The sequence below is a fragment of the Burkholderiales bacterium genome, from assembly GCA_035560005.1.
In the GTDB taxonomy this organism is placed as follows: domain Bacteria; phylum Pseudomonadota; class Gammaproteobacteria; order Burkholderiales; family Eutrophovitaceae; genus DASRFY01.
Genome location: DATMAN010000093.1, coordinates 93,475 through 108,207, shown reverse-complemented (window position 1 = coordinate 108,207; position 14,733 = coordinate 93,475). Strand labels below are relative to the sequence as shown.

Here is a 14,733-nt window from a genome sequence, read left to right as displayed (position 1 = left end):
TTGCACGGGTTAACTTCGCTCACCCGCACAAGTAGCGATGGTAATTGACTTACGCGCTCCCAGACACCGCAGATTCTGTTCGCCCCGCCGCTGCTTTTGCGGGGCGTGCCCTACAAACCGCCGGCTACCGACAAACGTTTACCCCTCTGCATGAAGCATTAGACGACGGATCGCCAACTGCCCGCCACAGGTGCGGGTGTGTACAGGTTTGTACTCCCGGTAGCGACGAGCGCGGGAGAACAAAATGAAACGCATGTTGTTCAACGCGACGCACGCCGAAGAGTTGCGCGTCGCCATCGTCGACGGACAGAAGCTCCTCGACCTGGATATCGAAACAGCAGGAAAAGAGCAACGCAAGAGCAACATCTACAAAGGCATCGTTACCCGGATCGAGCCCGGCCTCGAGGCAGCCTTCGTCGACTACGGCGCCGAGCGCCACGGGTTCCTGCCCTTCAAGGAAGTCAGCCGCGCCTATTTCCAGAACCCGGAAGCCGACCCCGCCCGCCTGCGCATTCAAGATGCGCTGAAGGAAGGCCAGGAGCTGATCGTCCAGATCGACAAGGACGAACGCGGCAGTAAGGGCGCCGCGCTGACGACCTTCATCAGCCTCGCTGGCCGTTACCTTGTGTTGATGCCCAACAATCCGCGCGGTGGCGGAGTTTCACGCCGCGTGGAGGGCGAGGAGCGCAACGAGCTGCGCGAGATCATCGCCCAGCTGCCTGTCCCGTCTGGAATGAGCGTCATCGCGCGCACCGCCGGAATCGGCCGCACGGTCGATGAGCTGAGCTGGGACCTGAACTATCTGCTGCAACTCTGGCGCGCTATCGAGACGGCGGCCAAGCAGCAAAGCGGGGCGTTCCTGATCTATCAGGAAGGAAGCCTGGTCATCCGCGCGATCCGCGACTACTTCCACCAGGACATCGGTGAGATCCTGATCGACACCGAGTCGATCTACGAGCAGGCGCGGCAGTTCATGAGCCACGTGATGCCGCAGAACGTCAACCGGGTCAAGCTCTACAAGGACGATGTGCCGCTGTTCTCGCGCTTCCAGATCGAACACCAGATCGAAACCGCCTATTCGCGGCAGGTTCCCCTGCCTTCCGGCGGAGCAATCGTCATCGACCACACCGAAGCGCTGGTGGCGATCGATGTCAATTCCGCGCGGGCAACCAAGGGCGCCGATATTGAGGAAACGGCGTTACGCACGAACCTGGAGGCCTCGGACGAGATCGCGCGCCAGTTGCGCCTGCGCGACATCGGCGGGCTGGTAGTGATCGACTTTATCGACATGGAGAGCGGAAAGAGCCAGCGCGACGTCGAGAACCGATTGCGCGAAGCGCTGAAGTACGATCGCGCGCGCGTGCAGACCGGAAAGATCTCGCGCTTCGGGCTGCTCGAGCTGTCGCGCCAGCGGCTGCAGACCTCGCTGGGCGAGAGCAGCCATATCCCGTGTCCGCGCTGCAGTGGAACCGGACATATCCGCTCGATCGAATCCACCGCGCTGCACATTCTGCGCATCGTGCAGGAAGAGGCCATGAAGGAGAACACCGCGGCCGTACACGCGCAGGTACCGATCGACGTCGCTACTTATCTGCTCAACGAGAAGCGCAACGAATTTCATCTCATGGAGAGCCGGCTCAAGGTCAACGTGCTGTTGATTCCCAACAGCCACCTCGAGACGCCGAACTACCTCGTGACGCGGCTGCGTCATGACGAGTTGAACCAGAACGACATCGTTCTGCCGAGCTACAAGCTGATGAACGTGCCGGCGGAGCAGGTGCAAACCCCGCTCGCCGCGCAAAAGCCGGAACCCGTGCGTCCGCAGGCAGCCGTACAAGGTATCACCCCGTCGCAGCCGGCGCCGGTCGTGCGGCAGGAGGAAGCAAAGACTCCGTCCATCCTGCAGAAAATCCTTGGCTGGCTCACGCGCGGGCAGGTGCCGAAGCAAACGGAGCGGGCTCGGCCACAGCGCGAAGTCTCCCCGGTCAGGGAGCGGCACGACCAGCACCGCAGGGAGCGCCGCGAGGGTCAGTGGCGCGAGCGCCGGGGCGAGCCGGAAGCGCGCCGCGAGCCGCGTGAGCAGGGTCGTCAGCGTCTCCAAGAGGAAACCCGCAGGTCCGAGCCGCGCCAGCCGCAGCGGCCGGCGCGCCCGGAGCCGGCGCCAGCCGCGATCGAGCAGCGTCTGCCCGGAGATCGCCTGGACCATGAGGAAGGCCGCGCCCGGCGGCGGCGCCGGCGCGGACGCGGCGAGCGGCGGGAGGGCATGAACGCACCGGGATCTCAGGCGCCGGCTCAGCGCCGTGAAGCCACCGCAGCGCCCGAGGCAGCACCGGCTCGCGCAGCGCTGCCCGAGCAGATTCGGGCACCACAGCCCGAGCCGACGACCTTGGCTCAGGCAAGCGAAGCTCGGACACCCCCGATTGCCCTGGCCGCGGAGTCCGTCGCGCCCCCCGTCGCGCCAGCAGAGCAGTCCTTGGCGAACGCTCAGCCGCGCGCGTCGTCAGCCTGGAAGATGGAGCCAATCGAGTTGCCACCCGACATGGTGATGGTGGAAACGCGGCCGGATGCGGTAAGACCGGAGCCTCAGAACGGCGATGTGCAGGTACCGCGTGCGCCACGGCGGTCTCGGCCGCAACCATCTGAACCAGTCGTGACCGAGGAGCCGCTGATCCAAGTAGAAACCCGTCGCGAAAGCCAGCCGGCAAGCAGCGACGCGGCTTGAGCGCCCTGCGCGCAAGCCCGGTACTCAAGCGAGCTTGCGCGCCACCTCGCCCAGCAGCCCGCGAGCGGCATCCTCGACCAGATCGAGAACTTTCTCGAACGCCTCCGCCCCCGCGCAGTACGGATCGGGCAGTTCGCCGCCGGGAACGAGGCTGCTGAATTCCAGAAACAGACGCGGTTTGCCCACGTAGCGCCTTGGAGCAAGCTCGCGCAGCCTGGCAAGGTTGGCCCGATCCATCGCGAGCACGTAGTCGAAAGTCTCGAAATCCTGGCGGCGAATCACGCGGGCTCGCAGACCCGACAGGTCATAGCCGCGGTGTGCGGCTGCCTTGATCGCCCTCGGGTCTGGCGGCTCGCCCGCGTGATAGTCATGCGTGCCGGCCGAATCGGCGAGCACCCTGTCAGCCAACCCGTGCTCGTCCAGCATTTGCCTGAACACAGCGAGCGCAGTCGGCGATCGGCAGATGTTGCCCATGCAGACGAACAGCACGCCAGTGGCGAACTTGCGTTCACCCATGGCCCGCCGCCCGCTTCTTCCGCAGCGGGGACTGCCTGGCTCCGGAGCCGCGAGCAGTCGCGAGCGGCGGTCGCTCGGACTCGGCAACGCCAAACGCCAGCCGCTTCAGCTCCTGCAGTTGATCGCGCAAACGGGCGGCGCGCTCGAACTCCAAGTTCCTTGCCGCCTCCAGCATTTCGCGCTCCACGCGCTTGAGCTCCTTCACGAGATCCTTTTCGTTCAGGGCACCATACGTTTCCAGGCGCTCGGCCGCCACCAGCGCTTCGTGCCCGGCATCGTGCTCGTAGGCACCCTCGATCAGATCCTTGATGCGCTTCGAAACACCCTTGGGCGTAATCCCGTGTGCCTCGTTGTACGCAATCTGCTTGCGCCGCCGCCGCTCGGTTTCGGCAATCGCCGAGCGCATCGAGTCGGTGACAAAGTCCGCGTACATGATCGCGGTGCCGTTCAAGTGTCGCGCCGCGCGCCCGATGGTCTGAATCAGGGAGCGCTCGGAGCGCAGGAATCCTTCCTTGTCGGCGTCCAGAATCGCCACCAGGGAGACCTCCGGCAAGTCCAGACCCTCGCGCAACAGATTGATTCCCACCAGCACGTCGAACTTTCCGAGCCGCAAGTCACGGATGATCTCGACCCTTTCCACCGTGTCGATGTCGGAATGCAGGTAGCGGACCTTGACGCCGTGCTCCGAGAGATATTCGGTGAGGTCTTCGGCCATGCGCTTGGTCAGCGTGGTGACCAACACGCGCTCCCGCCGGCGCACCCGCTCGTTGATCTCCGAGAGCAGATCGTCGACCTGCGTGGATGCAGGCCGCACGATGACCTGGGGGTCCACCAGCCCGGTGGGGCGCACCACCTGCTCGACCACCTGCGCCTGATGCCGTGCCTCGTACTCGGCCGGGGTGGCCGACACGAAGATGGTTTGCGGCATCAGTCGCTCGAACTCGTCGAAGCGCAACGGCCGGTTGTCCAGCGCCGAAGGCAGCCGGAAACCGTATTCGACCAGATTTTCCTTGCGCGCCCGGTCGCCGCGGTACATGCCACCGATCTGCGGCACGGTGACGTGCGATTCATCGATGATGAGCAGCGCATTGCGCGGCAGATAGTCCATCAACGTCGGCGGCGGCTCGCCCTCGCGGCGACCGGAAAGATGGCGGGAGTAGTTCTCGATGCCCTTGCAGAAACCCAGTTCGTTGAGCATTTCGAGGTCGAATCGCGTGCGCTGCTCGATGCGCTGCGCTTCGAGCAGTTTGCCCTGCTTCCGGAAGGTCTCCACGCGCTCCGCGAGCTCCAGCTTGATCGCCTCGATGGCGCGCAGAACGGTGGAGCGCGGCGTGACGTAATGGCTCGAAGGATAGACCGTGAAGCGCGGGATCCTTTGCACGATCTCGCCGGTCAACGGATCGAACAGCGCGAGGCTCTCGAGCTCATCGTCGAACAAGGACACCCGCAGCGCGAGATCGGAGTTCTCCGCCGGGAAGATATCCAGCACGTCTCCGCGCACGCGGAAGCTGCCCCGCCTGAAATCGAGATCGTTTCTCTGGTACTGCATCTCGGCCAGCCGGGAGATGATGGCGCGCTGGCCCACACGCTCCTTCTCGCGCAGATGCAGGATCATGCCATGATAGTCGACCGGATCGCCGATCCCGTAGATGCACGAGACGGTGGCCACGATCACGCAGTCTTCGCGTTCGAGCAGCGACTTGGTCGCCGACAGGCGCATCTGCTCGATGTGCTCGTTGATGCTGGAGTCCTTCTCGATGTAGAGGTCGCGCGAAGGTACGTAAGCTTCCGGCTGGTAGTAGTCGTAATAGGAAACAAAGTACTCGACGGCGTTCTCCGGAAAGAACTCCCGGAATTCGGCATAGAGCTGCGCGGCGAGCGTCTTGTTGGGCGCCATGACCAGCGCGGGCCGCGCGGTGCGCGCGATGACATTGGCCATGGTGTAAGTCTTGCCCGAACCGGTCACGCCCAGCAGCGTCTGGAATTGCAAGCCGTTCTCGATCCCTTCCACCAGCCTGGCGATCGCTTCGGGCTGATCCCCGGCGGGCGCAAAGGGCTGATGCAGGCGGAACGGGCTGCCCGGAAAGGCGACTACGCGTGCTGGATTCATGGGTTTGCGCGCGAGCGAAAAGATGTGCCTCGAACAATGAATTTTCCCACGGCGAGGAAGTGCATGGCCAGCATTCGTCCAGCGCCGATTCTTCGCGGCGCGCGCAGCGGCGGCCTTGTGAGGCGGCAGCGCACTCCGCTCGCCAGAGCTTACGGTACAATTCGCGCCTTTGCCGGCCGTCCCTACACCTCTCGTCCTGATGAGCGCTTCCCCATTCGCCCGCGTCGAAATGGCGCCGCGCGACCCGATCCTGGGTCTGACCGAGCTGTACAACGCGGATACCAATCCGAAGAAAGTCAATCTCGGCGTCGGCGTGTACTACGACGACCAGGGCAAGGTACCGCTGCTCGAGTGCGTGCGCCGCGCCGAGCGTGAACTGGTCGAGAAGGCGGCGCCGCGCGCCTACCTGCCAATCGACGGCCTGCCGGCCTACGACCAGGCCGTGCAGGCGCTCTTATTTGGCGCTGATTGCGCAGCCCTGGCGCAGAAGCGCGTCGTCACCGTACAGGCTCTGGGAGGCACCGGTGGTTTGAAGGTCGGCGCCGACTTTCTGCGCCGCGTGCTGCCCCACGCCGAAGTGTGGATCTCCGAGCCCAGCTGGGAAAATCATCGCGCCTTGTTCGAAACCGCAGGCTTCAAGGTCAACGCCTATCCTTACTATGATCCGGACAGCCACGGCCTGAACTTCGCTGGCATGGCGCGCGCACTCGAGCAGTTGCCCGAAGGCTCCATCGTCGTGCTGCACGCCTGCTGCCACAACCCGACAGGCGTGGATCCGATGGAAAGTCAGTGGGAGGAAGCGCTGCGAATCGTGAAGGCACGCGGGCTCATGCCCTTTCTTGACATCGCCTACCAGGGTTTCGCGGAGGGATTGGACGCGGATGCGGCCGTCGTGCGCCGGTTTGCGCAGGCCGGAATCACGCTGTTCGTGTCCAACTCGTTCTCCAAGTCCTTCTCGCTCTATGGGGAGCGCGTCGGCGCACTCTCGGTCGTCGCCCAGAGCGCCGAGGAGGGGCAGCGCATACTGTCGCAACTCAAGCGCATCGTGCGCACCAATTACTCCAGCCCCCCGACCCACGGCGGGCAGATCGCGGCCATGGTGCTGAACTCGCCGCAATTGCGCGCCCTCTGGGAGCAGGAACTGGCGCAGATGCGCGAGCGCATCCGTGCCATGCGCACGCAACTGGTGGACAGGATCCACGCGCGCGTTCCGGACTCGGATTTCAGTTTCGTAATCCGCCAGCGGGGAATGTTCTCCTATTCGGGCCTCACTCGTGCGCAGGTTCAACGGCTGCGCGACGCGTACTCGGTGTATGCGGTCGACACGGGTCGCATCTGTGTGGCCGCGTTGAACTCGAAGAACATCGATTACGTGGCCGACGCGATCGCCGCCGTGATTCGTTGACGTGCTAGCGCCTGCCGGCGGGTGGCGCGGAGGCCTCTTCGCCCGCCTTGGCTGGCGAGGTGCCCTGCTCCTCGGTCGCCTGTTTCGCGCCGGGTCTCTTCGCCTTGGGCGGTTTCTTGCCAAACAGGCGTTCGGTCAGCTCCGCAGCCTTCATGCCGAGGGTGGTCCCCACCCCGGGACCCAACAACAGCGTGCCGGCCGCAGCACCGGCCAACGTGCCCTTCGTCGGAAGTACCTTCGGTGAGTCGACGGTGCCGGAAAGGGCAAGCGGCGTGCCCACCAGCGAGCCCGTGCCCTTCAGGGTAGCATCCACCCGGCCGGACAATGCTTGCTGCGGCGAGATGGAAACATGGCCGCGCGCTTCGAGCACGCCCGAAGCGATCTCCAGGTCCGTGAAATGAAACCCTTCAGCATCGATCCATAGATGACCGGAAAGGCGGTCGAACTTCGTCTGCCCGGCTTGAGCCTCGACCCTGTTCTTGCCCGGCAAGAACTTCGCAGCCGCCACCAGGTCGACCCGGTGCAATATTCCGTCCGATACACTGAAATCGATCCCCACACCGGGCGAGTGGATCAGCGCGGCGGCGCTTGGCGCCTGCATATCGATCACGCCCGTTGCGGCAAGCCACCCGCTGATGGCAGCTTCCCGGCTGTAGAGGGCGGCAACGGGCTTGAGATCGACCTGTCTGAGCTCGAATTCTCCGGCCAAGCGCCAGCCTGGGGTCCAGCTCAGCGAGAATCGACCGGACAGCTCTCCGTCGTAGAGCCGTGCGCGCACCTCGGGCAGCGTCAGGCCGGAGCCGCTGAACTCCCCGTTGGCCTCCAGTGCGGCGATCCTCAGCGGTGGCCCGGCGGGCAGGTGCCAGTCGCGCGCGAAGACTTTGAGCGCGTAGGCCTTGCCGCGCGGCACGATGGACAGGCGCAGCCTGTCACCGCCGTGACGTGCGAGGATGGATCGCAGCGCGTTGTTCGGAGCAAGTTCGATGTCCGCTTCCACTGCAGCGAGCGTGACCTCGCCCAGATCGAGATGCACACGACGCAGGCTTACATGACGCACATCGACAGACCGCGCAGCCCCGCCGTTCTTGGAACCGAGTTGCTCCAGCTTGTCGAGGAACGGCCGGCGGATCGTGACTCCAGACAATCCGATTCTCCGGATCACTTTGTGCTGCGCGAAGACGGTGGACAGGCGCGGGACTATGCTGAGCTTTTCCACTTGCAGGTAGGCGCGCTTGCCCACCATGATGTCGCGCACGGTGAGGCCTGGAACGGGAAGCAGGACCAGGCGAACGCCGCCGACTCGGACCGAGTCCATGAGCGCTTCGGAGGCGAGCCGCTCGACTTGTGGAACAAACAGGTTTGCCGGGAGAAGCAGCGGCGCAGCGAGAAGCACCGCAACCACCGCTAGCGCACCTGTCATCAGGCGTTTGCTGACTTTCATCCGACTGAGGTCGGTTGACCATCGACAGGCGAGTCACTATCATACGCGCCTTTCGCGTTCCCCGATAGCTCAGTCGGTAGAGCGACGGACTGTTAATCCGCAGGTCCCTGGTTCGAGCCCAGGTCGGGGAGCCACCCAACTCCTTGCGACGAATCGCGCCAGCCAGGCCCGGTTCTCCACACCGCCCGCTCCAACATGCAATTGCCGCACATTCCGCTTGCCGGGCTGGCAGCCGTGTCCGGCAACCCGCACGGGTGCCCGAGGACGGATGCTATGATTCGGGCGCCTCACCGCGAAGCGATGTCAGTCATCATCAAGTCCGCCGAGGAGATCGAAAAGATGCGCGTGGCCGGGCGCCTCGCCGCCGAGGTGCTGGACTACATCGCGCCGTTCGTGAAGGCGAACGTGACCACCGAGGAGCTGGATGCGCTGTGCCACGACTACATGGTCAACGTCCAGAAAGTTACGCCCGCTCCGCTTAACTACGCGCCGCCCGGCTACCAGCCTTTCCCCAAGTCGATCTGCACCTCGGTCAATCACGTGGTCTGCCACGGCGTGCCCGGCCCCAGGAAACTCAAGCCCGGGGACATTCTCAACATCGACGTCACGGTCATCAAGGACGGCTTCCACGGCGACACCAGCCGCATGTTCTTCGTAGGCGATCCCTCGATCCAAGCACGCCGTCTTTGCGAGATTACTTATGAGTGCATGTGGCGCGGCATCCTGCGGGTACGCGCCGGTGCCTACTTGGGCGATATCGGGCATGCGATCCAGACGCATGCGGAAGAACACGGCTACAGTGTCGTGCGCGAATTCTGCGGTCACGGGATCGGACGTAAGTTCCACGAAGAACCACAGGTTCTGCACTACGGCCGGCCCGGCACCGGGCTGAAACTGCAGGCCGGGATGATCTTCACCATCGAGCCGATGATCAATGCTGGCAAGCCCGGCATCCGCCAGCTCGCGGACGGCTGGACGGTCGTTACCAAAGATCACAGCCTTTCGGCCCAATGGGAGCACACGGTGCTGGTCACCGAGAAGGGCTTCGAAGTACTCACGCTATCGGCAGGTGCTCCACCACCTCCCGCTTCTTAGCGGTGACGGCCAATGCCCGGCGCCCACGCGCAAGCCTCGATGCGCCCGGCAAACGGGGTAGGGACCCCGCGCTGGCGCGGCCTGCTGGCCGAAGGGCGCGCTAGGATCCGCGCCGCCTTCGAACAAAGCGGGAAAGCGCGCCTGGCGCTCGAGGCACACAGCGCGCTGGTCGACGCGCTGCTGCGCGAGATTTGGGCGCACACCGGACAGTCCAGCGCGCTCGCTCTGGTAGCCGTGGGCGGCTACGGGCGCGGCGTTCTCTTTCCTTGTTCGGACGTGGACGTCCTGGTATTGCTGCCAGAGGCTGTGGACGAGGACGCGCGTGCCGGCGTGGAAGGTCTCGTGGGGCTGCTGTGGGATATCGGGCTTGAAATCGGCCACAGCGTTCGCACCATCGAGGAATGCGCGCTGGAAGCGGCGCGCGACGTCACTGTCCAGACCAGCTTGCTCGAGTCGCGCCTGATCACCGGCAACCGGTCCCTGTATCGGAGGTTCGCCGCCGCGATGCGCGCCGAACTCGATGTCGGGTACTTCGTTGAAGCGAAGCTGCTCGAGCAGCAGCAACGGCATACGCGCTTTCACGATACCGCCTATAACCTCGAACCCAACGTAAAGGAAAGTCCTGGCGGCTTGCGCGATCTGCAGAGCATTCTCTGGATCGCGATGGCGGCCGGCCTCGGAACGCGCTGGAGCGACCTTGTGCGTCAGCGCATCCTGACGCGCCAGGAGAGCGCGCAGCTAAAGCGACACGAAGCGATCCTCGCCGACCTGCGCGTGCGGCTGCACTATCTCGCAAAGCGCAGGGAAGACCGCCTCCTGTTCGATTTCCAGAGCGCGCTGGCATCCGGATATGGCCTGAAAGACACCCCGGCCAAGCTCGCCAGCGAGCAGCTAATGCAGCGTTTCTACACGACGGTCAAGGCAGTCACGCTGCTCAACACCATCGTACTGCAGAACCTGCGAACCAGAATCTTCCCGGCGCCAGCAGCCCAACCCCGGGTGTTGAACGAACGTTTCCAGATTCGCGGCGAGCTGCTGGAGACGCGCTATCCGGGACTGTTCGAACGCGAGCCCGCTGCGATCCTCGAAGCGTTCCTGCTCTGGCAGCAGCATCACGAAATCAAAGGCCTCAGCGTGGGCACCATGCGCGCCTTGTGGCATGCGCGCAATCGCATCGATGCCCGGTTTCGCTGCGACCCGACGAACCGCGCGTGCTTTCTCGAGATCCTGCGCCAGCCATCGGGCCTCACCCATACCCTGCGTAGGCTGAACCAGTACGGAATCCTGGGGCGTTACCTGCCGGTGTTCGGTCGCATCGTCGGCCAGATGCAACACGACCTGTTCCACGTCTACACCGTGGACGAGCACATCCTCATGGTCGTGCGCAACCTGCGCCGCTTCGCGGTCCCGGAAATGGCGCACGAATACCCGCTATGCAGCCGCCTGATGGCGGAGTTCGAACGCCCGGAAGCGCTCTACATCGCGGGGCTGTTCCACGATATCGCTAAGGGCCGCGGCGGCGATCACTCGCGACTCGGGATGATCGACGCACGCCGTTTCTGCCGCGATCATGGACTGAGCCGGGAGGATGCCGACCTCGTCGTCTGGCTGGTGGAAAACCACTTGTACATGTCGTCGGTCGCGCAGAAGCAGGATCTGTCCGATCCGGACGTGATCGCGGCGTTTGTCGACAGGGTCAAGACCGGTCGCAGACTGAACGCTTTGTACCTGCTGACGGTCGCCGACATCCGCGGCACGAGCCCGAGGGTGTGGAACGCGTGGAAGGCGAAGCTCCTTGAAGACCTGTTTCATGCTGCGCGCCGCAGGCTGAGCCCGGAGCCCGGAGCGGCGGAGAACACGCTGCAGGCCAAGCAGGCACGGGTACTGGCCAGGCTGCGCGCCTACGCGATACCGCCCGACACGCATCTGGGTTTGTGGAAGAACCTGGACGACAGCTACTTTCTGCGCCACGACGAACACGAGATCGCCTGGCACACGCGGCTGCTGAACTACCGCGTTTCTCCCGGGACGCCCATCGTAAAAGCGCGTCTTTCCCCGGTGGGCGAAGGTTTGCAGGTAATGATCTATTCGCCGGACGAAAAATCGCTGTTCGGCCGCATCTGCGGCTTTTTCGCGTCGATCAACTTCAGCATCGTCGAAGCCAAGATCTACACCACCCGGCACGGCTACGCCCTGGACAGTTTCCAGGTCATGGACCCGACGCGCACCGCGGCCCATTACCGGGATCTGATCAGCTACATCGAGCACGAGCTCGCCGTTCGGCTCAAGGAACATGGACCGCTGCCGGAACCGGGGCGGGCGCGGCTTTCCCGCCGGCTGAGAAACTTTCCGATCACCCCCGAAGTGCTGATCCGCCCGGACGAGAAAGGTGCCTACCACTACCTCAGCATCGTCGCCGGCGACCGCCCCGGGCTGCTCTACCGCGTGGCGCGCGTGCTCGACAGCTACGGGGTCGACGTGCACACCGCGAAGATCAACACCCTGGGCGAGCGCGTCGAAGACTCGTTCCTGATCAGCGGCGAAGCCCTAGACGACCCGAAGACGGTGGTGAAGCTGGAAGCCGAACTCGTCCAGGAACTCCACCTTTCGCCCTGATAGCTCCGAGAACATAACAACGAGAAACCAAGAAAGAACTCGATTCCCTCTCGGAGTTCTTGCTTGGAATTCTTGGTGCCCTTGTTAGCCCGCTTCTCCGTGCTGGTTACTCGTCGATCACCGCCTCGCCGGGGAACAGCTCCTCGTTGAAGCCGAAGTGGCGCAAGTCGCGAATGCGCATCGGATAGAGGATGCCGAGCAGATGGTCGGTCTCGTGCTGCACGACCCTGGCGTGAAAACCGCTCACGCTGCGATCGATCGCTTTGCCGAACTGATCGAAACCACGGTAGCGAACCTGTTTATAGCGCGGCACCAGACCACGCATGCCAGGCAGCGACAGACACCCCTCCCAGCCCTCTTCCATCGCTTCTCCGAGCGGTTCCAGAACCGGGTTGATCAGCACGGTGTAGGGGACCTGCTCCGCGTCCGGATAGCGCGCATTGGCGCCAACGCCGAAGATCACCACCTGCAGCGATACGCCGATCTGTGGCGCCGCGATGCCTGCGCCATTCCTGGCGCGCATGGTGTCATCCATGTCGCGGATCAGCCCGTGAAGCTCCGGCGTATCGAAGCGCTGCACCGGCCGCGCACGCTCTAACAGCAGGGGGTCGCCCATGCGCAGCACGGGTCTAACGGCCATGGCTAGCGACCAGCTTTTCGAGCAGCAAGCGCACTTTCGCCATCACCCCGCCGAGCACCGCGCGAATCGCGTCGAGCTGGATCTTCTCCTTGCTGTCCCCGCGCCCGGCTGCCCAGTTCGCGACCACGGCCACGGCGGCATAGCACAGGCCTAGTTCGCGCGCGAGCGCCGCTTCCGGCATGCCCGTCATTCCTACCATGTCCGCCCCATCGCGCTCGAGGCGGCTGATCTCGGCTGCACTCTCCAGCCGAGGCCCCTGGGTGGCGGCATACACGCCGCGTGCGATGACCGGCAGCTGTACATCGGCGGCCGCCCGCAACAGCTCGGCGCGCAGTTCCTCGCAGTAAGGATGGGTGAAATCGGCATGGGTGACGGGCTGATCGGTGGTGTCGAAATAGGTGTGCTTGCGGCCCCAGGTGTAGTCGATGATCTGGTCTGGTACGGCGATCGTTCCCGGGCGGAAATCGGATCGGATGCCACCCACCGATGCCACCGAAACGACCCGGTCCACGCCCACTGCCCGCAGCGCCCAGATGTTCGCGCGATAGTTCACTGCGTGCGGCGGAATGGTATGGCCGTAGCCGTGCCGGGCGATGAACGCGACCTCGGCGCCCTTCAGTTCGCCGAAGGTCACGGCGCACGAAGGCTCGCCGAAGGGCGTGCGTACGACCTCCCTGCGCGAAACCTCTAGACTCGTGAGCTGTGTCAGCCCGCTGCCGCCGATGATCCCGAGCATGGAGCCCTATTCCTTGAGCGCGTACACGGCCGGCAGGTTGCGCCAGGCCTCGTTGACGTCCATGCCGAAGCCGAAGAGGTACCTGTTCGGCAACAGCACCCCGACGAAATCCGCGCGCACCGGCTTTGCGCGCCCCAAGTCCTTCTCGCAGAACACGGCGATCAGCACCTCGCGCGCGCCCTCGCGCAACAGCCGCTCGCGTATCGCTGCCAGCGTGCGTCCCTCGTCCAGAACATCGTCGAGCACCAGCACGCTGCGCCCGCTCACGGGTGTGCGCGGCTGGACCTTCCATTGAACGTGCCCGCCATGCGTCTCGCCCCCATAACGGGTGACATGCACGTAATCGACCTGCAGCGGAAAGCGCAGCAGCGGCAGGATCTGTCCAGCGAAGACGATGCCGCCGCCCATCACGCAAAGCACGAGCGGCATGCCGTGCTGCAGACGCTGCGTGATCTCCAAGGCCATTCTCCTGACCGCAGCGGCGGTATCCGCCTCGCTGCACACGAGCTCGGCTTCGCGCAGAATCTGCCAGGCCCTGTCCTCGTCCACCATCGAATTCAGGCGCGCCGGATGTGTGTCGATCCCGCGGCCGAGCGCAGGAAATCGCTGAACTCGGCGCCCACTTCCGGATGGCGCATGGCGTAGAGGACGTTGGCCTGGAGATAACCGAGCTTGGATCCGCAGTCGTAACGCACGCCCTGGAACTCGTAGGCAAGCGCGCGCTGCTCGCCGAGCAGCGCGGCAATCCCGTCGGTCAGCTGGATCTCGCCACCCTTGCCTGGTCTGATGCGTTCGAGGTGATCGAAGATTTCCGGAGTCAGAATGTAACGTCCCACCACGGCGAGCGTGGAAGGCGCCGCCTCCGGGCGGGGCTTTTCGACGATCCCGGTGATGCGATACATGCCCCGCTCGCCCGGCTCCGTGCGCACGATGCCGTAGGAGGAAGTGTCCTGTTTTGGCACATCCTGCACCGCGATTAGCGAACAGCGTTCGCGCGCGTAGATGTCAACCATTTGCCTGATGACTCCGGGTCGGGCGTCGATCAGGTCATCGGCCAGGATGACGGCGAAGGGCTCGTTGCCCACCACCGGGCGCGCGCACAGGACCGCGTGTCCCAGCCCGAGCGCTTCCACCTGCCGCACGAAGATGCAGCTCGCCTCCTTGGGGACGATCGCGCGCGCCTGCTCCAGCAGCGCTTCCTTGCCGCGCACGGCCAGCTCGGTCTCTAGTTCGTATGCCTTGTCGAAGTGATCTTCGATCGCGCGCTTGTTGCGGCCGGTGATGAACACCATCTGCGTGATGCCGGCTTCCAGCGCCTCCTCGACGGCGTACTGGATGAGCGGCTTGTCGACGATGGGCAGCATCTCCTTCGGGCTCGCCTTGGTGACAGGCAGGAAACGCGTCCCCAGACCCGCAACGGGAAAGACCGCTTTCGTGATCTTGTTCATTCGA

At 64.4% G+C, this 14,733-nt stretch carries 11 protein-coding genes and 1 tRNA gene; 5 read left to right on the top strand and 7 right to left on the bottom strand.

Going from position 1 to position 14,733, the window contains the following annotated elements; translation table 11 throughout:
- Positions 1-244: 244 nt before the first annotated feature.
- Positions 245-2,722, top strand: coding sequence for an Rne/Rng family ribonuclease (locus VNM24_14520; GenBank protein HWQ39796.1), 2,478 nt, complete (start codon positions 245-247; stop codon positions 2,720-2,722).
- 24 nt (positions 2,723-2,746) lie between these two features.
- Here the strand turns inward: VNM24_14520 and VNM24_14515 are convergent, their stop codons facing one another.
- Positions 2,747-3,238, bottom strand: coding sequence for a low molecular weight protein-tyrosine-phosphatase (locus tag VNM24_14515; protein ID HWQ39795.1), 492 nt, complete (start codon positions 3,236-3,238; stop codon positions 2,747-2,749).
- Complete coding sequence (gene uvrB / locus VNM24_14510; protein ID HWQ39794.1) at positions 3,231-5,348, bottom strand: excinuclease ABC subunit UvrB; 2,118 nt, start codon at positions 5,346-5,348, stop codon at positions 3,231-3,233. Before uvrB ends, VNM24_14515 begins: the two co-directional genes overlap by 8 nt.
- 199 nt (positions 5,349-5,547) lie before the next feature.
- Here uvrB and VNM24_14505 point away from each other — a divergent pair, with 199 nt between their 5' ends.
- Positions 5,548-6,753, top strand: a complete 1,206-nt coding sequence (locus VNM24_14505) for an amino acid aminotransferase (protein HWQ39793.1) — start codon at positions 5,548-5,550, stop codon at positions 6,751-6,753.
- Between the two features lie 4 nt (positions 6,754-6,757).
- On the opposite strand, the gene VNM24_14500 is transcribed toward VNM24_14505, so the two are convergent.
- On the bottom strand, positions 6,758-8,194 hold the full coding sequence (locus tag VNM24_14500) for an AsmA-like C-terminal region-containing protein (GenBank protein ID HWQ39792.1): 1,437 nt from the start codon (positions 8,192-8,194) through the stop codon (positions 6,758-6,760).
- Positions 8,195-8,252: 58 nt separating this feature from the next.
- Here VNM24_14500 and VNM24_14495 point away from each other — a divergent pair.
- From VNM24_14495 to VNM24_14485, 3 genes are all read left to right on the top strand, one after another.
- Positions 8,253-8,328: transfer RNA gene (locus VNM24_14495), tRNA-Asn, on the top strand.
- A 139-nt stretch (positions 8,329-8,467) separates the two neighbouring features.
- Entirely contained in the window at positions 8,468-9,289 is an 822-nt protein-coding gene (map, locus tag VNM24_14490) for a type I methionyl aminopeptidase (GenBank protein HWQ39791.1), read from the top strand.
- Between the two features lie 12 nt (positions 9,290-9,301).
- A complete protein-coding gene (locus VNM24_14485; GenBank protein ID HWQ39790.1) occupies positions 9,302-11,905 on the top strand; it encodes a [protein-PII] uridylyltransferase in 2,604 nt (867 codons plus the stop codon).
- 106 nt (positions 11,906-12,011) lie between these two features.
- On the opposite strand, the gene def is transcribed toward VNM24_14485, so the two are convergent.
- The 4 genes from def to galU are packed head-to-tail and all read right to left on the bottom strand — an operon-like array spanning position 12,012 to position 14,729.
- Entirely contained in the window at positions 12,012-12,545 is a 534-nt protein-coding gene (gene def, locus VNM24_14480; protein ID HWQ39789.1) for a peptide deformylase, read from the bottom strand.
- The gene (locus VNM24_14475) at positions 12,535-13,281 is read right to left on the bottom strand and encodes an S-methyl-5'-thioinosine phosphorylase (protein HWQ39788.1); all 747 of its coding nucleotides are present in this window, start codon (positions 13,279-13,281) and stop codon (positions 12,535-12,537) included. Before VNM24_14475 ends, def begins: the two co-directional genes overlap by 11 nt.
- Before the next feature lie 6 nt (positions 13,282-13,287).
- A complete protein-coding gene (locus VNM24_14470) occupies positions 13,288-13,833 on the bottom strand; it encodes a hypoxanthine-guanine phosphoribosyltransferase (protein ID HWQ39787.1) in 546 nt (181 codons plus the stop codon).
- A 5-nt stretch (positions 13,834-13,838) separates the two neighbouring features.
- Complete coding sequence (galU, locus tag VNM24_14465; GenBank protein HWQ39786.1) at positions 13,839-14,729, bottom strand: UTP--glucose-1-phosphate uridylyltransferase GalU; 891 nt, start codon at positions 14,727-14,729, stop codon at positions 13,839-13,841.
- Positions 14,730-14,733: the final 4 nt, after the last annotated feature.